This window comes from Bradyrhizobium sp. WSM2793, from assembly GCF_000379585.1.
Classification (GTDB): domain Bacteria; phylum Pseudomonadota; class Alphaproteobacteria; order Rhizobiales; family Xanthobacteraceae; genus Bradyrhizobium.
On the sequence record NZ_KB902786.1, the window covers coordinates 77,733 to 96,778 of the forward strand.

The 19,046-nt window shown below is 63.8% G+C and carries 17 protein-coding genes, 1 tRNA gene and 1 pseudogene; 9 read left to right on the forward strand and 10 right to left on the reverse strand.

Going from position 1 to position 19,046, the window contains the following annotated elements; translation table 11 throughout:
* Positions 1–15 precede the first annotated feature (15 nt).
* The 3 genes from A3AS_RS0120725 to A3AS_RS0120735 all read left to right on the forward strand — a co-directional run bounded on the left by A3AS_RS0120725 (position 16) and on the right by A3AS_RS0120735 (position 1,979).
* Positions 16–756 (forward strand): di-trans,poly-cis-decaprenylcistransferase, encoded by a 741-nt coding sequence (locus tag A3AS_RS0120725; RefSeq protein ID WP_018319484.1) that lies wholly within the window; start codon positions 16–18, stop codon positions 754–756.
* A 122-nt stretch (positions 757–878) separates the two neighbouring features.
* Entirely contained in the window at positions 879–1,415 is a 537-nt protein-coding gene (locus A3AS_RS0120730) for a GNAT family N-acetyltransferase (protein WP_018319485.1), read from the forward strand.
* Positions 1,416–1,493: 78 nt separating this feature from the next.
* Entirely contained in the window at positions 1,494–1,979 is a 486-nt protein-coding gene (locus A3AS_RS0120735) for a Crp/Fnr family transcriptional regulator (protein WP_018319486.1), read from the forward strand.
* Here A3AS_RS0120735 and A3AS_RS0120740 read toward each other — a convergent pair.
* Positions 1,918–2,745 carry a metallophosphoesterase gene (locus A3AS_RS0120740; protein WP_018319487.1) on the reverse strand — a complete coding sequence of 276 codons (828 nt, stop codon included), beginning with the start codon at positions 2,743–2,745 and terminating at the stop codon, positions 1,918–1,920. The two genes, A3AS_RS0120735 and A3AS_RS0120740, sit on opposite strands and share 62 nt — an antisense overlap.
* Positions 2,746–2,947: 202 nt before the next feature.
* Between A3AS_RS0120740 and A3AS_RS0120745 the strand changes: the two are divergent.
* Together A3AS_RS0120745 and A3AS_RS0120750 are read left to right on the forward strand one after the other, a co-directional pair.
* A pseudogene (locus A3AS_RS0120745) lies at positions 2,948–3,634 on the forward strand (DNA-3-methyladenine glycosylase I).
* A 200-nt stretch (positions 3,635–3,834) separates the two neighbouring features.
* Positions 3,835–4,128 (forward strand): hypothetical protein, encoded by a 294-nt coding sequence (locus tag A3AS_RS0120750; protein WP_018319488.1) that lies wholly within the window; start codon positions 3,835–3,837, stop codon positions 4,126–4,128.
* A 94-nt stretch (positions 4,129–4,222) separates the two neighbouring features.
* Here the strand turns inward: A3AS_RS0120750 and A3AS_RS0120755 are convergent, their stop codons facing one another.
* Together A3AS_RS0120755 and dinB are read right to left on the reverse strand one after the other, a co-directional pair.
* Positions 4,223–5,635, reverse strand: coding sequence for a sensor histidine kinase (locus tag A3AS_RS0120755; protein ID WP_026202188.1), 1,413 nt, complete (start codon positions 5,633–5,635; stop codon positions 4,223–4,225).
* A 104-nt stretch (positions 5,636–5,739) separates the two neighbouring features.
* Complete coding sequence (gene dinB / locus A3AS_RS0120760) at positions 5,740–6,840, reverse strand: DNA polymerase IV (RefSeq protein ID WP_018319490.1); 1,101 nt, start codon at positions 6,838–6,840, stop codon at positions 5,740–5,742.
* A gap of 43 nt (positions 6,841–6,883) precedes the next feature.
* On the opposite strand from dinB, the gene A3AS_RS0120765 reads away from it, so the two are divergent.
* From A3AS_RS0120765 to A3AS_RS45330, 4 genes are all read left to right on the forward strand, one after another.
* Positions 6,884–7,327 (forward strand): TspO/MBR family protein, encoded by a 444-nt coding sequence (locus tag A3AS_RS0120765; RefSeq protein ID WP_018319491.1) that lies wholly within the window; start codon positions 6,884–6,886, stop codon positions 7,325–7,327.
* Between the two features lie 94 nt (positions 7,328–7,421).
* Entirely contained in the window at positions 7,422–7,631 is a 210-nt protein-coding gene (locus A3AS_RS0120770; RefSeq protein ID WP_018319492.1) for a hypothetical protein, read from the forward strand.
* 487 nt (positions 7,632–8,118) lie between these two features.
* Complete coding sequence (locus tag A3AS_RS0120775; RefSeq protein ID WP_198293711.1) at positions 8,119–10,596, forward strand: hypothetical protein; 2,478 nt, start codon at positions 8,119–8,121, stop codon at positions 10,594–10,596.
* A complete protein-coding gene (locus A3AS_RS45330; protein WP_026202189.1) occupies positions 10,593–10,775 on the forward strand; it encodes a hypothetical protein in 183 nt (60 codons plus the stop codon). Before A3AS_RS0120775 ends, A3AS_RS45330 begins: the two co-directional genes overlap by 4 nt.
* Here the strand turns inward: A3AS_RS45330 and A3AS_RS0120785 are convergent.
* The 7 genes from A3AS_RS0120785 to A3AS_RS0120815 all read right to left on the reverse strand — a co-directional run bounded on the left by A3AS_RS0120785 (position 10,746) and on the right by A3AS_RS0120815 (position 18,880).
* Positions 10,746–10,822 (reverse strand) — tRNA-Arg (locus A3AS_RS0120785). The two genes, A3AS_RS45330 and A3AS_RS0120785, sit on opposite strands and share 30 nt — an antisense overlap.
* A gap of 61 nt (positions 10,823–10,883) precedes the next feature.
* The gene (locus tag A3AS_RS0120790; RefSeq protein ID WP_018319494.1) at positions 10,884–11,999 is read right to left on the reverse strand and encodes a diguanylate cyclase; all 1,116 of its coding nucleotides are present in this window, start codon (positions 11,997–11,999) and stop codon (positions 10,884–10,886) included.
* Positions 11,999–15,121 (reverse strand): EAL domain-containing protein, encoded by a 3,123-nt coding sequence (locus A3AS_RS0120795; RefSeq protein ID WP_026202191.1) that lies wholly within the window; start codon positions 15,119–15,121, stop codon positions 11,999–12,001. The genes A3AS_RS0120790 and A3AS_RS0120795 overlap by 1 nt, the downstream gene beginning before the upstream one ends.
* 174 nt (positions 15,122–15,295) lie before the next feature.
* Positions 15,296–16,381 (reverse strand): branched-chain amino acid ABC transporter permease, encoded by a 1,086-nt coding sequence (locus A3AS_RS0120800; protein WP_026202192.1) that lies wholly within the window; start codon positions 16,379–16,381, stop codon positions 15,296–15,298.
* Positions 16,378–17,388: a branched-chain amino acid ABC transporter permease gene (locus tag A3AS_RS0120805; protein WP_018319497.1), complete on the reverse strand. Its 1,011-nt coding sequence runs from the start codon at positions 17,386–17,388 to the stop codon at positions 16,378–16,380. The genes A3AS_RS0120800 and A3AS_RS0120805 overlap by 4 nt, the downstream gene beginning before the upstream one ends.
* Positions 17,385–18,107 (reverse strand): ABC transporter ATP-binding protein, encoded by a 723-nt coding sequence (locus A3AS_RS0120810; protein WP_018319498.1) that lies wholly within the window; start codon positions 18,105–18,107, stop codon positions 17,385–17,387. The genes A3AS_RS0120805 and A3AS_RS0120810 overlap by 4 nt, the downstream gene beginning before the upstream one ends.
* Positions 18,104–18,880, reverse strand: coding sequence for an ABC transporter ATP-binding protein (locus A3AS_RS0120815; protein ID WP_018319499.1), 777 nt, complete (start codon positions 18,878–18,880; stop codon positions 18,104–18,106). The genes A3AS_RS0120810 and A3AS_RS0120815 overlap by 4 nt, the downstream gene beginning before the upstream one ends.
* Positions 18,881–19,046 lie beyond the last annotated feature (166 nt).

A 19,046-nucleotide genomic window follows, 5' to 3' on the forward strand; every position in this document is an offset into this window, starting at 1 on the left:
ACCGGAGACTTTGCAATGCAAAGTGACCTTGCGTCCCGCAACGAAAAGCTTCATGTTGGCATCATCATGGACGGCAACGGACGATGGGCGACGCGGCGGGGCCTGTCGCGCGTGCGCGGCCACGAGGCCGGCGTCGAAACCATCCGCCGCATCGTCGAGGCCGCGCCAAAACAGGGCATCGGCACGCTGACGCTCTACGCCTTCTCGACCGACAATTGGCGGAGACCGAAGCCCGAGGTCGCGGCGCTGATGACCCTGCTGCGCTTCTATCTCGCCAACGAGGTGCAGAGCCTGGTCAAGAACGGCGTGCGCCTCACCGTGATCGGCCGCCGCGACCGCTTGCCTGACGGTATCGCCAATGCGATCACACGAGCCGAAGACGCGACAGTTGAAGGCTCAACGCTGCACCTGCGTATCGCCGTCGACTATTCCGCGCGTGATGCCATCCTCAATGCCGCGGCGAAGGCGGCCGCGCTGACGAGCCTCACCCGCGAAGCCTTCTCACAGCTCGTCACCGGCGAAGCCGGCCTGCGCGACGTCGATCTCATCATCCGCACCTCGGGCGAGAAGCGGCTGTCGGACTTCCTGCTCTGGGAAGGCGCCTATGCCGAGCTGCACTTCACCGAGCGGATGTGGCCTGAATTCGACGCCAGCGATCTCGCCGCCGCCCTGGCCTCCTTCCACGGCCGCGAGCGCCGCTTCGGCGGCCTTCAGGCGATCGTGCCCGAGGAGGTGCCTTCGCTCTCCCGTGTGTGACCCGCGGCACATGAAAACGAGCTGTTCGTTTTCATCCGCATGATTGGCAGCTCCGTCCAAGCGGACGGTGAGCGGCCTCGGCTAGGTCTGCAAGTCCCAGCAACCTGCCGAAAGCATCACGCATGTCACAGCTGTTTCCGGGAGCCGTCGTCGAGCCGGTCGAACTGGCCGACGCAAACGGCATGGTCTGCATCAGGACCGCGAGCGCATCCGACGTGGAGAATCTGTCGGTCTATTTCACCGGCCTTTCCACGACATCACGCAACAAGCGCTTCAGTGGTGCGCGTTCCGACCTCGGCGTGGTCGCGGCCGAATGCATCGCCAAGAGCGGCGGTCTCGACAACTTCACCTTGCTCGCCGAGCTCAGGGAGGAGGGACGGGGCAGGATCATCGGCGAAGCGCTATACGCGTACGATGCGACGGCCCGGCACGGCGAATTTGCGATCTCGGTTGCCGATGCCTTCCAGCGCATGGGGCTCGGCCTTCAGATGATGACGGCGATGGAAACGCGCGCGATTGATCTCGGGCATGAGATGATCGCTGCCGAGACCGCGCGGGCGAATGCTGAGATGCGCGGCCTCGCCAGGAAAGCGGGATTCAACGATACCGGGCTCGGAGACTGGCAGTCGGTTCATCTCGCCAAGCGCCTGTCGCGCTAGCGGGGTCTTGCCGAAAATTTGAGCAAGCAGGCGATGCCGATCGTGCTCTACTGTCTCCCGTGATCGGAGCTTTCAGCGATGCGCGCAGTCTTGGACTATTGCCGCGGCGGAACGGAACGGCAGGTGGCGGCCGGCACGTTGATCGTCACCGAGGGTGGCACCAGCGGCCATCTCTACGTGCTGATGAAGGGCAGGCTCGAGGTGCTTAAGGGCGAGATGGTGGTCGCCACCGTCGCCGAGCCAGGCGCGGTGCTGGGTGAAATGTCCGTGCTGCTCGAGCAGCCGCATACCGCGACGGTGCGGGCCTGCACCGACGCGGTCATCTACGAATTCGAGGATGCAGCATCGGTTCTCAGGCAGGAGCCGGGCGTCGCGCTGTTGATCGCGCGGATGCTGGCACAGCGGCTCAACGTCGCCAACACCTATCTCGCCGATCTCAAGCGGCAATATGCCGGTCACGGCACGCATCTGGCCATGGTTGGCGAAGTGCTCCAGAGCATGATCAACTTGCCGCCGCTTGAGGTCTCGCCAGGGTCGGATCGGCAATCCGATCCAAGAATGTGAGCCAGTCGGGCGGCGCCTCGATAGGGGCAGCGGGCCGCTTCAGCGGCGCGCTGAGGTCGATCCATTGGGCTTCGCCAGCCGCGAGCCAGAACGCCTGGTCTGCGTCGAGGTCCAGCACGATGCAGGTCGGTGGCCGGCCCGGCTGCAGTCCGGCGTTGAACACCCAGGTCTCGCCCAGCCGGTCGAACCACGAGCCGTCCTTGATGAAGGGCGACTGATGCACATGTCCCGAGATCACCATCGAAGGCTGGTACTGCGTGATCCATTGCGCCAGCTCGACATCGCCGAAGAACCGCTTGCCGCCCCAGCTGGTCGGTGAATCGGCCGGTGGCGCGTGATGTGCCCAGATCCAGCGTCGCAGCCGGCCGGAAGCGGCGTCGCCGAGCTGCGTGGCGATGAGCTGCTTAATTTGTGGTCCGTCCCACCACGGGCAAACCGTCAACAGCGTGTCGCCGATGGTGAAGCTGTCGCCGTCACAGGCAATGCCCAGCTCCCGTACGTCCGAGATCCAGCGCGAGATCTTCTCGCCTTCTGCACTGCGCTCGTCGAGGTCGTGATTGCCCGAGCAGAGGATCACGCGCGTCTTCGCGGCAAGCAGCGCGAGGTACCTCTTCACGACCACGATCTGCGCGCGAAAATCCACCGTTGAGCCGATGTCGAGCGCATCGCCGGCGAAGATCACGAGGTCGAATTGCGGCGCCGCGCTGACCAGCCAGTCGAACTGGGGGAGCGAATAGTGCAGGTCGGCGACGACCAGGCAGCGCATCGAAATCCGTTCGGAGCAGGTTGAAATGTCTGGAAATTCCAAAAATCACGAAGCAAGAAGCAGGCCAGCTCGGCCGGTCCTTCCGGCCAGGCAACAGGCGAAGGCATGCGCCGGCCGGCGCGTCGCCGAGACCCGGCGCCGCAGGGCTGGACCGGATCGCCGAATTCTGATGTCGTGGCGTGCCCTCAATTGCCCGTGTCAGATGCCCCCCTTCAAGACCATTCGCGCCCGCGCCGAGAAACGCAAGGGCGGACCCAAGGCCCTGGAAAAGCTGATGCCGGCGAAGCCCGACCTGAAGCGTCTGGCGAAGCTCGGCGACGATCGCATCCTGGCGGAGATGACGAAGCGTGTGTTCTGCGCCGGCTTTGCCTGGAGCGTGATCGAGACGAAATGGGACGGATTTGAAGACGCTTTCCTGCGTTTCCAGCCGGCCGAGCTCAGCTTCCAGCCCGAGGATTATTGGGAAGGCCTGCTGCGCGATGCGCGCATCGTGCGCAATGGTGCCAAGATCATGTCGGTGCGCGACAACGCTGCCTTCGTGCAGGAGATCGCGAAGGAGCACGGCAGCTTCGGCAAGTTTCTGGCGAAGTGGCCGTCGTCCGACGAGATCGGCCTGCTCGATCTCATGACCAAGCGCGGCAGCCGGCTCGGCGGCAATACCGGGTAGATGCTGCTGCGCTTCGTCGGGTGGGACGGTTTTGTGACCTCCGCAGACGTGGTGGCTTGCCTGCGCGATGCCGGTCTCGACATTGCCGAAGAGGTCAAGTCGAAGCGGGATCTCGCCAAGGTGCAGGCGCAGTTCAATGCCTGGGCCGAGGAGACCGGCCTGCCCTACACATATCTGTCACGCATCTGCGCGCTCTCGGTCGGTGAAAGCCGCAGCGCGTAGCAGGTCCTCCGATAAATCGTGTGCATCCTGTGGCGATCTCGTGCCGCGAGCGCGGCAGATGCAGCGCCCGATCACGAAATACATTTCTCGGGAACATTTGAGCGCAGCACCTGTTCGGAGTCGAGCCAGGCGGACAAAGGCGCAGGGAACGCGTGCTCCCGCCCTGGCCAACGAAACCGGACACAGAAACGGAGCAGCTCATGAAGCTCACATCCGAACAGGTGAAGCAGACCGTCAACCAACTCGGCGCTCAGGTGCTGCCCGACGAACACCCGGCCATGCCGCAACTCAACAGCATGTTCGGCGAGCATACCTTCTTCGTCGACGAAATGGGCCTCAAGGTCCTCGAGCCCACACCATCGCTCGGTGCCGACCGCCAGAGCGGCGAAGTCGTCAGCCTCGCCGATTGGGGCGATTCCGACCTGACGCGCCTGATGGCGCACGAGCCCGAGCCGACCGGCGTGATCGTGGTGTTCGAGCACGTGAGGCATTGATTGCCCCGAGCGGATCGAATTCCATCGGTGACGGGGCCTGAAAATCCCGTCACCATCGGCCGCGTGCCGCCTTGTGAGGCGGCTCCACGCAGCATCATGCTTCGATCGGAATCTCGATCGCGATCTGAGTCCCTGGCCCCGCCCTGCTCTCAAGTCGCAGGCGCCCGTTCAGCGACGAGGCCACCAAATTGAATGCGATGTGCAGCCCGAGGCCGGCATGTCCACTCTCACGACCGGTCGTGACGAACGGATCGAAGATCTGCGCCTGTAATTCCTCGGGTATCCCAACTCCGTCGTCGGCGCAGACCAGCCGGACCCGTTTCGCGTCGGGCTGGCTGACGGTGATTACGAATCTGCCGCCTCTCTTGTCCGGGTACGCATGCCCTGCGGTATTGAGGGCGAGATTGCTGATCACCTGGGCGAGCGCTCCGGGGTAGCTGTTGAGCGTGATGCCCGCCGGGCATTGGACTTCGACCGCCAGAGCATGGTGCGACAGCAGCGGCCCAAGCTTGGACATCAGCTCAGCCAGCCAATCCTTAAGCTCGAACGTGCGCCGGTCTTCATCGGCCTGGTGAACTGCGACCTGCCTGAAGCTGTGCACCATCTCGGATGCGCGATGCAGATTGTCGAAGGTCAGGTCGAGCCCCTGCTTGAGCCTGTCAATTCCCTTGGTCAGATCGGATCGCCGGACCGACGCTCCGCCCAATGCGTCGGCCATTGTCTGCAGATCGGTCTGCATGGTGGTCGAGGTCGTCAGGGCGAGGCCAAGCGGGGTGCTGACCTCGTGCGCCACACCGGCCACCAATCGACCGAGCGAGGCGAGTTTTTCTGCCTGCACCAGATGTTCCTGGGTCGCGCGCAGGTCGCGCAGCGATTTCTCCGAGCGTTCCTTTTCCCGCTGCAGCGCCTCCGACGTTCGGAATTGCTTTCGCGCCCGGTATTCGCGCGCGGCCACGGCGTAGAGCGACAATGCGTAGGCGTTGCCGACGAGGGAATGATTGATGAAGCGCAGGCCGATCGGCATCGTCGGTGCGAACGTCTCGGCGACCAGCAGCGCCAACCACGACAACAGGCAGAAAATCGCCAGCGAGCCGATCCGCAATGGCAGCATGGTCGAGACGAACAGAATGATCATCATCATGCCGGGGGCGGCAAAGGTGAAGCCCGACGGCAGGACGAGATAGATGCTCGGAAGGATGCAGCCGGGAATGACGCAGTAGACGAGGAAAATCGTCTCCGCCCATGGCTTCATCAAGCGCCGTGACAGTAACGCGGTCAGCGGGAGCAGCACGAACAGGGCGGTGCCGCCACGGATGGCCAGCGTGGTTGGAACGACTTCGGGATAGAGCACCCAATCCCAGAGGGTGTAGCCGGCATAGGTGGCGGCGCCGAGCAGCATCGCGATCTGCGTCCACCCGAGACTGCCTCGGACGTATTGGTCGACAAACCGGCGCTCCTCGATGCGGTCTTCAAAGCGCAAACCGAGGCGTATCAATAGAGCAAGCATTCCAGCATCAATCGCGAAAAATCGTGTTTTGGTGTCTCTACGACAGGTTTTGAGCCGCGTCGCGGATAAAGATGTCGCGTTCGCCGAGGGCCTGCCGGCCCCGTTCAAATGCCCAAGGTCAGCTGCGGCTCCGCCTCGTCCCCGATCTGGAGCGCGGACAGCGAGACACCCAGCAGCCTGACGCGCTTGGGCAGTGGCATCTCGACTTCGAGCAGGCCGCACGCCAACCGCTCCAGATCGTCCCGCCCCGCGACGGCCGCTGCGACAGACCTGCTGCGTGTGATGATCTCGAAGTCGGCAAACTTGATCTTCAGCGTGACGGTGCGGCCGCGATTGCCGGTCGCCTCGCAATGCCGCCAGACCTTGTCGACGAGAGGTCTTAGCTCCGCGGCGAGCGCGTCATATTCGGCAAGGTCGGTCGAGAACGTGGTCTCCGCGCCGATGGACTTGCGGATCCGGTTGGCCCGGACCGGCCGATCGTCGACGCCGCGTGAGATCCAGTAATAGTACGCACCTGACTTGCCGAAATTCGCATTCATGAACTCCAGCGTCTGGTTGCGAATGTCGAGACCGGTGAACAGGCCGAGCGCGTTCATCTTCGCAGCCGTCGCCGGGCCGATGCCGTGGAACCTGCCGACCGGCAGCGTCTCGACGAAAACCGGTCCCATCTCCGGCGAGATCACGAACTGGCCGTTGGGCTTGCGATGATCGGAGGCGAGCTTGGCCAGAAACTTGTTGTAGGAGATGCCCGCCGACGCGTTGAGGTCAGTCTCGGCCTTGATCTTCCCGCGGATCTTCAGCGCGATGTCGCGCGCCAGCGGGATTCCTTGCAGGTTCTCTGTCACATCGAGATAGGCCTCGTCGAGCGACAAGGGTTCGATGATGGGCGTGTGCTCGGCAAAGATGTCGCGGATCTGCCTGGAGATCGCCTTGTAGACCTCGAAACGCGGCTTGACGAAGATCAGATCGGGGCACTGCCGCTTCGCAGTGACCGACGGCATCGCGGAGCGAACGCCGAACTGGCGCGCTTCATAACTAGCGGCCGCGACGACGCCGCGTTCCGCGGAGCCTCCGACCGCGACCGGCTTGCCGCGCAGCTCCGGATTGTCGCGCTGCTCCACCGACGCATAGAAGGCATCCATGTCGATATGGATGATCTTGCGGACGGGCGAGGCTTCGCCGGTCACCGTGTCGGATTCGCTCATGGAAGGATGATACAATTGCGCGATGAAATGCGCGAGGTGATGGATGCTGCAGCTGTTGTTGTTCGTGGTGGGCGTGGTCGGCACCGGCTGGCTGATCGGCGCAACCAATCTCCCCGGAGACTGGTATGCCGGCCTCGCCAAACCGGCGTTCGTGCCACCGAACTGGGCGTTCCCGGTGGCCTGGACCCTGCTCTACATCATGATCGCCATCGCGGGCCGGCGGACCTTTCGCCGTGAACCCGGGGGCAAAGCGATGATGGCCTGGGCTGCGCAACTGGCGCTCAACTTCGCCTGGTCTCCGGTCATGTTCACGATGCACCAGATCGGCGCTGCGCTCGTCATTCTCATCGGCCTGTTCGTCGCGATCGTGACCTATATCAGTCTCGAGGCATCACGAGACAGGCTGGCCGCCGCATTGTTCGTGCCTTACGCAGCCTGGGTCGCGTTTGCCGGCGTGCTCAATGCGGCTATCTGGCGTTTGAATTGAGACATTCAATCTCAACCAGTTCAAAGCACAATCTCAGGCTTGTGAGTGGCAAGCATGGTCGCGCGACCTAATATGAGCGCACGGAGGACAGCCAATGCAATACAGCTCCGAGCTCATTCACACGATGCGTCAAGCGCTGGAGACCGTGATGGCAAGCGTACCGGCCCATCAATCGGTGTTCGGCCTGAAAGCGGCCGTGGCCGAATGTATCCTGAATGCCGCCGCACACGGCCAGACCTCATATGACGGACTGGTCTCGTCCGCCTCGGACCAGCTCCAGACGATTGTCGCGATGCTGACGTGAGCGTTGGCCTGAAACGGCCGTAGGACTGGCGCGCCACGGCCGATGAAGATGGGCACTATTGCTTCGCCGTAGCACTATGACGCGGCGGCCGGCGACGCGATCACGCCCGATGACCAGCGACGGACTGCGATCTTGCGCTACGCCTCATAGGCTGTTGTCTCCCGATTTCGCGGTTGCGGCCATTTCGATCAATCTCGGGAGCAGCGCGGTGGGCCAAGAAGAGGCATCGCTATCGTCCCCGCTCGTCAAGAATGTTTAGGGCACGGACCTGTTTCCGAGTTACGGTCGCTTAGTTTGAAAAGCCGCACGGCACAGTCCGTTAACTCGGCACGATTTTCGCCAAGCCTTTAGAGACCGTTAAGTTAAGAAGACATTCTCCTAAAAGTTGTAAGGCGCCCAAACAGGCAACCAGATGTTAGGAAACGCTGTCCAGTGTTGGCCAGAACGGATCTAATTTTTCGCCGATGACCAACTAAGGGTGAATGCCGTGCCGGCAAGTCTCAGGATTCCAGGCCGATACTATTTTGCAATTTTTGTCTTGGCCTGCGCTACTCTTTCTTTCCAGATCCTGATCACGCGCTTTTTTAGCGTGATGCTATACTACCACTTCGCGTTCGCGGCCATTTCGCTTGCGATGCTCGGACTGACGCGCGGCGCGATGGAGGTCTACAACAACGCCGAGCGTTACGGGCCCGAGGCAGTGGGCCCCGAGTTCGCACGCCACGCCTCGTGGTTCGCAGTCTCGGGTGTTGGCGCGATGGTCGCCTTCCTCTGCGTGCCTCTCGTGATTCCTGCAGTCCTCGCGCAGGGCGCTCTCGCGCTTGCGGCCCTGGCATTCGTGATCCCCTTCAGCGAAAGCGGCATCTGCATCACGCTGCTGCTCACGCGTCTTCCGTATGCCGGTGGCTGGCTCTATGCCGCGGATCTGACCGGGGCCGCGTTCGGATGCCTCGGCATCATCTTCGCTTTGCTCGTCGTCGATCCCGTCAGCGCCACGTTGTGGCTCGGTGCCTTTGCCGCAGGTGCGGGCTGGATGGTGGTCCGCAGCGGCGGCGATGTCGGCAGCCGGCGACTGAGCGGTGTGGTCGCGCTGACGCTGGCGACTACGGCCGCCCTGCACACTGGTCTTGATGTTGCTGGCAAAAGTCACCTTGGAGTGTTCTGGGCCAAGGGGCGGGAGGAGACCGGGACACTGTTCGAGCGCTGGAACACATATTCCCGTGTACGAGTGAGGCCGCTCGGAGAGACAGCTCCGTTCGGCTGGGGCTTTGCCCGCGATCCCAAGGTAAAGATCGACCAGAACTATCTGGATATCGACTCCGACGCGGCTACCGTCATCACCCGGCACGACGGCGATCTCGACAAGCTGTCCTATCTGAAAGACGACGTTATCAATGCGGCCTACCTAGTTCAGCCGCCAACAGACGTGGCTGTCATCGGCGTCGGCGGCGGGCGCGACATCCTTTCTGCACTTTTGTTTGGCGCGAAGCGCATCCGCGGAATCGAGATCAACCCCGCCATTTTCGAGGTCCTGACCGACAAATTCGCCGAATTCTCCGGCCATCTTGATCGTCAGCCGGGTGTGAAGCTGGTGAACGCCGAAGCACGCAGCTACATCAATCATTCTTCCGATCGGTATGATCTCGTCCAGATTTCGCTGATCGACACCTGGGCCGCCACGGCCGCCGGCGGGCTGACGCTGACGGAAAATCGCCTCTATACTGTGGAGGCCTGGGGCGACTTCTACCGTGCCTTGAAGCCCGGCGGGCTGCTGTCGATCTCGCGTTGGTACGATCCCACGGATCATAGCGGAGAATTTTACCGGCTTGTGGCGATCGCCGCCGACGCACTACAGCGGCACGGTGTACCCGTGGGCGAACTCGCGCGGCATGTGATCGCCGTCAACGCTGGTCCTATCGTGACCGTCATCACCCGCCCCGACGCCCTCACGGACGCCGAATGGCAAAGCGCGCGGGTAAGACTTGCTGCACAGGGCTTCAAGATTATCCTGGCACCCGACGTCGCTTTCGACGCCATCACTTCTAAATTGCTCTCCGGCAACGCAGGCCCTGCTTTCTTGGCGTCATTGCCGGAGAATATCACCGCTTCGACCGACGATAGTCCGTTCTTCTTCTTCACGCAGCGCTTTACGAATTTCATCACCAAACCGTCGTCCACCGTCACGAACAACAATGTGGCTACCAGCATGATCTTGCTGGTGCTCGGTGTCGCGCTCGGCGCTTGCGCATATTATATCGTCGTTCCGTTTGTGCGTCTGGCACGACAGATGCCGCTATCGAGACTGACGCCGCCGGTGGTCTATTTCAGCGCGATCGGCCTCGGATTTATGCTGATCGAAGTGTCGCAGATGCAGCGATTAATGGTCTTTCTCGGACATCCCGTTTACGGATTGAGCGTCGTTCTCTTCACCATTCTCATCTTCAGCGGTATCGGAAGTGCGACGGTTGGTGCGCTAACCCCTCATCGCGGCATAGTGCTCGGCCGGGTGGCTGCTCTCCTCGTCACGCTCACCGTGGCGGGCTTCCTTACACCGCTGGTGAGCATCTGGGCACGGTCGGAAGCGACCGACATCCGGATACTGATCTCCGTCTCCTTGTTAGCGCCGCCGGCGTTCTGCATGGGCATGATGTTCCCGCTCGGCTTAAGCATCTGGCGCCGCCACTCGGAAATACTTCCGTTCCTTTGGAGCGCCAACGGCATTACCTCGATGCTAGCCTCGGTGCTGGGCGTGACCCTTTCCATCCTGTTCGGCATCGCCTCGACATATGCGTTGGGCGTCGCCCTCTACGTTGTCTCTGCCGCCCTGCTCGCCCTCAGGCGTAAGGAAAGTCATCCCGTTCCGCCTGTGGTCGAGCTGATCCAGGGACCAGGACTGGTACCGGACGACGTTGCCTCTCCGATCGGTTCGCCCATTCCGTCGCCGCAGGCCGCCGCGAGGACGTGAAGGAGCTGATCGCGCTCGCAAAGGCGAAGTCCGGCGCGATCAATGTCGGGGTGTCGGGGAACGGTACGACCAATCATCTCGCCGGCGAGGGCGCAGCGCCCGCGAAAACGCCCGCGCGCGTCCTTAACATCACCAGTTTTGTACCGACGTGGCGCACCCGACACGATTCGAACGTGTGACCTTTGCCTTCGGAGGGCAACGCTCTATCCAGCTGAGCTACGGGTGCAGTGCTCGCTCATTTAGCCGATTGGCGCGGGGCGGGCAACCGGTTCTCGCCACATTGCGCTTTAAGCGGTTTTGCGCCGGAAAGGGGCCGGAACCGCTGCGGCTTCCCGGCCGAGGCTTGCGAATTCGGCAAGCACCCTTTCGGCGCAGATGACGCGGTTGCGGCCGAGGCGTTTGGCCACATAGAGCGCCTCGTCGGCCGCGCCCAGCAGCCGGTCGGGCCCGCCATCGGCGCCGCCGGGAATGTGGCTGGCGACCCCGACGCTGAGGGTGACGTGGTCGCCGGCGCCGATGGCGCCATGGGCGATCCGCAAGGCGATGACCGCGCAGCGGATCTCATCGGCGATGACGCAGGCGGTATCGCAATCCATGTCCGGCAGGATCAGCGCGAACTCCTCGCCGCCATAGCGGCTGGCGAGATCGAGCGGGCGCACGGCATGCCGGCTGACCACCGAAGCGACCGCGCGCAGGCATTCGTCGCCGATCTGGTGGCCGTGGTGGTCGTTGAACAGCTTGAAATGATCGACGTCGACGAACAGCAGCGCAAGCGGCTTTTGCGTGCGCTGGGCGCGGGCCCATTCGGTCATCAGCATCTGGTCGAACGAGCGGCGGTTCGACAGGCCGGTCAACCCGTCCTTGGTGGCGAGCTCCTTCAGCGCCATCTCGGCGCGCTTCTGGTCGGTGAGGTCGCGCAGCGTCTCCACCACGGCGATCAGATGGCCGGCTTCGTCGTGGATCGGGCCGGCGTCGATGGCGAGATAGAGCTGGCTGCCGAGCTTCGGCATCGTGCACCAGTTTTCCGCGGAAAAGCCGAGCCCGTTATGGCCGCGCGCGGCGTATTCCGAATAGAACTCCGGAAGCCGCTCGGGCCGGTCGAGCGCGACGAGATCGGCAAGGCAGGGGCGCCTCGTCTCGTAGAAGGCCTGCCAGTGCTTGTTGGTGCCGATCACCTCGGATGCGGCGAGGCCGGTCAACCGCTCGCAGGCCCTGTTCCAGATCACGACGCGGCGCTTGGGATCGATCACGAAGGTCGGCACCACCAGATGCTGCATCAGCCGCACGGCATAGGAATCCGCGACGTCGACCGTCTTGGCCGAAATCTTCGCCGAAGGCTTGCGCGAAGACTTGCGCGAAGGCTTGACCGGCGTCTTGCTCGGCGACTTCACAGATTTCGCCATCAGGCCACCGCCGCCACCGGCAAGGCTCCGGGCAAGCCATTGCCCGAGCCGAACAGTTTCCGCACCTCGCTGGCCGGCTTCGGCGGGCTGAACAGATAGCCTTGCATCTGCGTGCAGCCGAGCGCGCGCAGCATCTCGCGCTGCGCCTCGGTCTCGACGCCCTCGGCGACCGTGGTCATGCTGCTGGCGGCCGCAATGTTCACCACCGCCTGCACGATCACCGGTGCACCGCTCGTCTCCGCGATGTCGGCGACGAAGCAGCGATCGATCTTGATCTTGTCGAACGGGAAGCGCTTGAGATAGCTGAGCGAGGAGTAGCCGGTGCCGAAATCGTCGAGCGCGATGCGTACGCCGATCGAGCGGAGCTGGTGCAGGATCGAGAGCGCTGCTTCGTCGTCGCGGATCAGCACGGCCTCGGTGATCTCGAGCTCGAGCCGGCGCGGGTCCAGCCCGGAGGCGGCGAGTGCGCCCGCGATCCGCAGCGCCAGCGTGTCGCATTTGAGCTGCACCGGCGACACGTTGACCGCGACGCGGATATGCGTCGGCCAGGTCGCGGCCTCGTTGCAGGCCATGCGCAGCACCCAGTCGCCGAGCTCGTTGATCAGGCCGGTGTCCTCGGCGACGGGAATGAACTCGGCCGGCGAGACCATGCCGCGTTCGGGATGGCGCCAGCGCAGCAATGCCTCGCAGCCCGCCACGTCGTTGGTGCGCAGGTCGACCAGCGGCTGATAGTGAATCTCGAAGCCACCGTTCACCAGGGCCTGCCGCAGATCCTGCTCCATGCTCAGGCGCGCCTTGGCGCAGGCATCCATCTCCGGCTCGAAGAAGCGGTGGGTGCGGCGCCCCTCGGCCTTGGCGCCGTACATCGCGAGATCGGCGTTCTTGATGAGCTGGTCGAGATCGGTGCCGTCCTGCGGCGCCAGCGCGATTCCGATGCTCGCGTCGGTGGAGAGCTGATGGCCGAGACAGTGATAGGGCTGTCGGATCGCCTCGTAGATCCGCGTCACGAAGGCCAGCACGTCGGCAGGGGACTGGATGCCGGCCTGGATCACGGCGAACTCGTCGCCGCCGAGCCGCGCGATCAAATCGTCCTGCTTGAGGCAGCCGCGGAGGCGGCCTGCGATCGCCTTCAACAGCTCGTCGCCGACGTGGTGGCCGAGCGAATCGTTGATGCCCTTGAACTCGTCGACGTCGATGTAGAGCAGGGCGAACTGGCAGCCCTCGGCGACCTTCGCCAGCTCGCGTTCGATCTGCTCGCGGAACAGCGTGCGGTTCGGCAGGTCGGTCAGCGCATCGTAATGCGCCATATGCGCGATCTTCTCGTGGGCGCGCCGCCGCTCGGTGACGTCCTCGACGACATTGATGATGTAGCGCGGCTCGCCGGACTTGTCGCGGATGCCGATCCGGGTCGAGGTGATATAGCGCCGGCCGGTAGCCGGGGTATTCCAGATGTGCTCATCCAGGAACAGGCCATTCGGCGATTGCAGCAGCTTGTCGTCGTCCCGGGTGATGATCTCGGCGTCTTCCGTCGGGTAAAGGTCGAACGCGCTCTTGCCGACGATCGTCTCCGGCGTTTCGCCGAGCTGTTGCTCGGCCACCTGGTTGGCCAGGAGGTAGCGCCGCGTCCGGGCATCCTTCACGGTGATCCGCGAAGGAATATGGTCGATGATCTCGCGCAGGAAAGTGTGGTTGCGATCGCGCTCCTGTTCCAGATGGCGGCGATCGGTGATGTCTTCGATCGTCGCGACCCAGCCGCCCTGGGCGAGCGGGGTGTTGATGACCTGGAAGGCGCGGCCATTGGCCAGTTGATGAATTCGCGTGGAGACCGTGCCTTCGGCGACGACTCTCATGACGTCAGCGCAAAATTCCTCGACGTCGCCGTCAAACGCGCCGCGCTCCTGACGATGATACATCGCCTCGCGGATGTGACAGCCGGGTTTGATGACGTCGTGGGAAAGGCCGAACATGTCGGCGTAGCGTCGGTTGCAGGTGACGATGGTGCCGCTCGCGTCGTAGAGGATCAGCCCCTGCGTCATGTTGTTCAAGGCGGTGTCGAGCCGCAGCCGCTCCGCTTCCAGCCGTTCCTGCGCTTCGCGGTTCTGCCGGTTGATCAGGCGGATGATCAGATAGAGGATCAGCGCGATCACGGCAGCCGAAAGCGCGGCGGTCGTGACCATGAAGCCGGTCTGCTGCCGCCAGTCCGCCAGGGCCGCGACTGTCGTGTTGGTGGCGACGATGACCAGCGGAAAATGCGTCAGCGACGCCGCTGAGCCGAGCCGCTCCTCGCCGTCGAGCGGGCTCTTGACGCGGAGCGTCTGCTGACCGCCCTTGGTCAGCACCTTCCGCATCAGCGGTGCATCCTTGAAACTCCGTCCGATCAGCTCCTCATGATGCGGATAACGCGCCAGCATCTTGCCTTCGCGATCGAACAGCGAGATGGCCGTGCCCTCGGCAAGCGCGACCGATGCGAAATAATGCTGGTAGCTGTCCGGATCGATCCGGCGGACCATCGCGCCGAGGAAGGTGCCGTCCGCGCCGTTCAAGCGGCGCGCCACGATCGTGGTCCATTTGTTGATGATGAAGCTGCGGACTGATTCCAGCAGCACCGGTTCGGACTGCGGATTGGTCTTGAATGTCTGAAAGTAGGCCCGCGACGAAACGTTGATCTTGGGCAGGGGCTGGGCCCGCGACCAGTTGATCAGCTCGCCGTCGGCATCGTAGATCGCGATATCGCCGAGGTAAGACACGGAGCTGATCTTGCTGCGCAGCATCTGGTTCGCCGCAGCTCCGGACATGCGCTCGCGGAACATCGTCGGCGAGGTGATCTCCGTCAGGCTCATCTGACCGATCAGATCGGCGGCGACGACGTCGGAGTCCTCGAATTGCTGATCAAAATGCCGGGCGATCAGCTGGACCGTGTTTTCCAGCTCGCGCTCGCGGTTGGCCAGGGTGCGCTCGCGAAATTCACCGACGGCCACGGCCGTCACACCGAAGATGCCCGCGACCAGCAACACGCCGCACAGGATCAGCCACAGGACAGGACCACGTCGCGCCAAGGCCTCCCAGCCGTTCCTTGCGGCTAGAGACATTCCGGCTGCCACCGTGGAAAAGACCTGGCGCATTCCCCCTCCCTGGAGGAACACGAATACACCGCACAAATGGCCTAAACCTTAGGAAAGCCACTTACCTAAGCATTAATCCAGTTGCGCAATCGCGCCCGTATGCAGCAGAGCGGGAGTCGCGTCGTGGTTGTGCGGCGGGTGCAGCAATCGCCGCACTGCATCATTAATCGCGCCTTAATGCGAACTGCCGGCGCTCTTGCCGCCAGCGGGATTACGCAGCCGCCCGACCACGCCGGTCGGGAAGAAGTAGACGCTGGCGATGAACAGCAGGCCGAGCCACAGCAGCCAGCGGTCGGGATGCAGCAGCCCCGGCAGCAGCGGCAAGCCGGCCTCCGACGCCGCCGTGGAGGCGACGCCCATCAGCGACTGCAAATAGTTCTGGGCGAGGATGAAGATGGTGGCGCCGATGATCGCGCCGTAGATCGTGCCCATGCCGCCGATCACGACCATCAGCAGGATGTCCAGCATGATCGAGAAGCTGAGCGAGGTGTCGGGACCGGCATAGCGCAGCCACAGCGCATTCAGGATGCCGGCACTGGCGGCGACCAGCGCGGCGATGCAGTTGGCATAGGTCAGGTGGAACACCGTGCGGAAGCCGAGTGCCTCGGCGCGAAAGCGATTCTCGCGGATTGCCTGCAGCACGCGCCCGAACGGCGAGTTCACGACGCGCAGCAGTGCGAGGATCATCAGGGCCGAGATGGCGAACACCAGGTAGTAGGTCAGGATCCGACCGTTGACCTCGAAGCCGACCAGGCTCTTTGGGATCAGCACCGTGCCGGGGCGGAGCAACTGCGGCAGCTGGAAGCTGCGCCCGTCCTCGCCGCCGGTCAGCCAGGACAGCTGCGAAGCCAGCACCTGGAAGGCGGAGGCGACCGCGAGCGTGATCATGGCAAAGAAGATCGCGGCGACCCGCAGCGAAAACAGCCCTATGGCGAGCGCGAGCAGGGCCGCGAGCGGTAGGCCGACGACGATGCCGGTGGCGACCGCCGCCCAATTCGGGCCCATCCCGTACAGCGCGATGGCGATCGCGTAGCTGCCGATGCCGTAGAACATGGTGTGGGCGAACGACACCGAGCCGGTATAGCCGAGCAGGAGGTCGTACGAGGCGACCAGCGCGGCGAAGACGCAGATCTTGGCGGCGACGTTCAATGCCTTGGCACCCGGAAACAGGAACGGCGTCGCCGCCAGCGCCAGGATGATGACGACCAGAACGACGGTGAGAATCCGGCTACGCGGCGGATCGCCTGACAGGATCATCATCGGCTGGTCACCGCATAAAGGCCGCGCGGCCGCCACATCAGAATGGCGACCATCAGCAGGATGTTGGAGACGAGGGCAAGTTTCGGCACCAGGAAGCCGCCGTAATTGGCAACCATGGCCACGAGGATCGCACCGATGAAGCAGCCGCCGATCGACCCCAAGCCGCCGATGATGACCACGATGAAGATCAAGACGGTGAGGTCGTCGCTCATGGAGGCATGGACCTGCTCGCGATAGAGCGCCCACATCACGCCGCCGAGGCCGGCCAGCGCCGATCCCGTCATGAACACGCCAAGAAACAGCCGGCGGATGCGATAGCCGAGCGCTTCCACCATCTCGCGGTTCTCCACGCCGGCGCGGATCAGGAGCCCGAGCTTGGTGCGGTTGAGCACGAGCTGGATCGCGATGAAGACGGCAAGGCCGATCAGCATCGCCAGCACGCGGTATTTGGCGATCGCGACGTCGCCGAGGATGAAGGAGCCGCGCAGCGAGGCCGGCAGCGGCATCGGGATGATCTGTGGTCCCCACAGGGCATAGAGCGTCTGCTCGGCCACGATCAGGCCGCCGGTCGTCATCAGGATCTGCTTCAGATGCTGGCCGTAGACCGGCAGGATCAGCACGCGCTCGACCACGAGGCCGAGGGCGCCCGACACCGCCATCGAGAGCAGGGCGGCCGGCGCCAGCACGGCGAGGTTCATCCAGAGCGAATCCGCCTGAATGGAGGCTGCGAACGGCGCCAGCACCAGGGTCGCGACATAGGCACCGACGGCGATGAAGGCGCCGTGGCCGAAATTGAGCACGTCCATCAGGCCGAACACCAGCGTCAGGCCCGAGGCCATGATGAAGATCATCATGCCCATGGCAAGGCTCGCGGCGGTCAGCGTCAGCCAGGTGCTGGGCGAGCCGATCAGCGGGATGGTCACGAGTGCGAGCGCGACCGGCAGCAGGATCGGCGCGATGTCGCGCTTCGGCTTCGGCAGCGGATCGGTTGCGGCAAGGTCAGTCACTGATGCGCCTCCAGGCTCAAGCCGAGCAGCCGCTCCTGCAGCGGCACGTCGGCGGCGAGCGCCGCCATCTCGCCGCGATGGACGATGGTGCCGTTGTCCATCACGAGCACGTTGTCGCCGAGCTCGCTGGCGGCAAAGAAATTCTGCTCGACCAGGAGGATGGTTGCGCCCTTGCGCTTGATCTCCTTCAGGCACTCGATCAGCGCCATCACGATCGCCGGCGCCAGCCCCTTGGTCGGCTCGTCGATCAGCAAGAGCTTGCGCGGCTCGATGATGGCGCGCGCGATCGAGAGCATCTGTTTCTGCCCGCCCGAGAGGCTCCCCGCCCGCGACAGCCAGAACCGGCGCAGGGCCGGGAAGAAACCAAAAATCCAGTCGAGCTGCTTGTCGTCCAGCGGCCCGTCGCGCGCCGCCAGCACCAGGTTTTCCTTCACGGTGAGATCGGAGAACACCGCCATGCTCTCCGGAACGTATCCGACACCGAGCCTTGCGATGTCGGGCGTGGCACGGCTCTCGATACGATCGCCGGAGAGGCTGATCTCGCCCGATGAAGCTTGCCACAGCCCCATGATGGTGCGCAGCGTCGTGGTCTTGCCGGCGCCGTTGCGGCCGAGCAGCATCGTGGTCTGCCCCTGCGGGACGGCGAGGTCGATGCCCTGGAGGATGTGGTAGCGGCCGATATGGGTGTGGACGCCGGAGAGCCTTAAAAGATCGGTCATGCCGCGCTCCCTGCAGCTGTCTTGGGCGCGACACCGAGATAGGCTTCCTGCACGATCGGCGAGGCGATCACTTCGGCAGGCGGGCCGTCGGCGACGAGCTGGCCGTTATGCAGCACGATGATGCGGTCGGCGAGCGAGCGCACCACGTCCATCTTGTGCTCGACCAGCAGGATGATCTTGCTCCTGTCCTGCTTGAGCTGCGCGATCAGGTTGAGGACGACCGGGACCTCGTCGATGCTCATGCCGGCGGTCGGCTCGTCGAACATGAAGACTTTTGGCTCCAGCGCGATCATCAGGGCGACCTCGAGCTTGCGCTGGTCACCATGCGACAGCGCGGTCGCGGCGACGCCGCGGCGGCTGCCGAGCGCGACCTGGTCGAGGATGGCGTCGGCGCGGGCGATCAGGTCGCGGCGCACCATCCAGGGCCGCAGCATGTCGTAATGGGTGCCGTTCGCCGCCTGCACTGCGAGGCGGACGTTCTCTTCCACGGTGAGGTTTGGAAAGAGGTTGGTGAGCTGGAAGGCGCGCCCGAGGCCGGCGCGGGTCCGCATCGGCGCGGAGTGCTGGGTGATGTCGGTGCCGTCGAACAGGATGCTGCCGTTCGAGGCGCGTAGCTGGCCCGAGATCAGATTGAAATAGGTGGTCTTGCCGGCGCCGTTCGGCCCGACGATCGCGGTGAGCTCGCCCGGACGGAACGTGCAGGTCACGCTGTTGACCGCCACATGGCCGCCGAAGCGGATGGTGAGATCGCGAGTTTCGAGGGTGAGCGTCATTGATTGGCAAATGATGAGATGAGGAAGTATCCGCGATCACAGTGGGCTCCCTCCCCCGCTTGCGGGGGAGGGGTGGGGAGAGGGTATTTCCGCACGCGAGAACCCCCAAGGGGAGAGAGCCCTCTCCCGGCCTCCCCCGCAAGCGGGGGAGGTGAAGTAAGAAACG

Bases quoted from the DNA above. Each gene is read 5' to 3' on its own strand.
- A3AS_RS0120795 (WP_026202191.1), bottom strand. From the start codon at position 15,121: ATGCGCCAGGTCTTTTCCACGGTGGCAGCCGGAATGTCTCTAGCCGCA.
- dinB (WP_018319490.1), bottom strand. From the start codon at position 6,840: ATGAGCGAATCCGACACGGTGACCGGCGAAGCCTCGCCCGTCCGCAAG.
- A3AS_RS0120740 (WP_018319487.1), bottom strand. From the start codon at position 2,745: ATGCGCTGCCTGGTCGTCGCCGACCTGCACTATTCGCTCCCCCAGTTC.
- A3AS_RS0120790 (WP_018319494.1), bottom strand. From the start codon at position 11,999: ATGGCGAAATCTGTGAAGTCGCCGAGCAAGACGCCGGTCAAGCCTTCG.
- A3AS_RS0120755 (WP_026202188.1), bottom strand. From the start codon at position 5,635: ATGCTTGCTCTATTGATACGCCTCGGTTTGCGCTTTGAAGACCGCATC.
- A3AS_RS0120725 (WP_018319484.1), top strand. From the start codon at position 16: ATGCAAAGTGACCTTGCGTCCCGCAACGAAAAGCTTCATGTTGGCATC.
- A3AS_RS0120750 (WP_018319488.1), top strand. From the start codon at position 3,835: ATGAAGCTCACATCCGAACAGGTGAAGCAGACCGTCAACCAACTCGGC.
- A3AS_RS0120800 (WP_026202192.1), bottom strand. From the start codon at position 16,381: ATGATGATCCTGTCAGGCGATCCGCCGCGTAGCCGGATTCTCACCGTC.
- A3AS_RS0120815 (WP_018319499.1), bottom strand. From the start codon at position 18,880: ATGACGCTCACCCTCGAAACTCGCGATCTCACCATCCGCTTCGGCGGC.
- A3AS_RS0120765 (WP_018319491.1), top strand. From the start codon at position 6,884: ATGCTGCAGCTGTTGTTGTTCGTGGTGGGCGTGGTCGGCACCGGCTGG.
- A3AS_RS0120735 (WP_018319486.1), top strand. From the start codon at position 1,494: ATGCGCGCAGTCTTGGACTATTGCCGCGGCGGAACGGAACGGCAGGTG.
- A3AS_RS0120770 (WP_018319492.1), top strand. From the start codon at position 7,422: ATGCAATACAGCTCCGAGCTCATTCACACGATGCGTCAAGCGCTGGAG.
- A3AS_RS0120730 (WP_018319485.1), top strand. From the start codon at position 879: ATGTCACAGCTGTTTCCGGGAGCCGTCGTCGAGCCGGTCGAACTGGCC.
- A3AS_RS0120810 (WP_018319498.1), bottom strand. From the start codon at position 18,107: ATGACCGATCTTTTAAGGCTCTCCGGCGTCCACACCCATATCGGCCGC.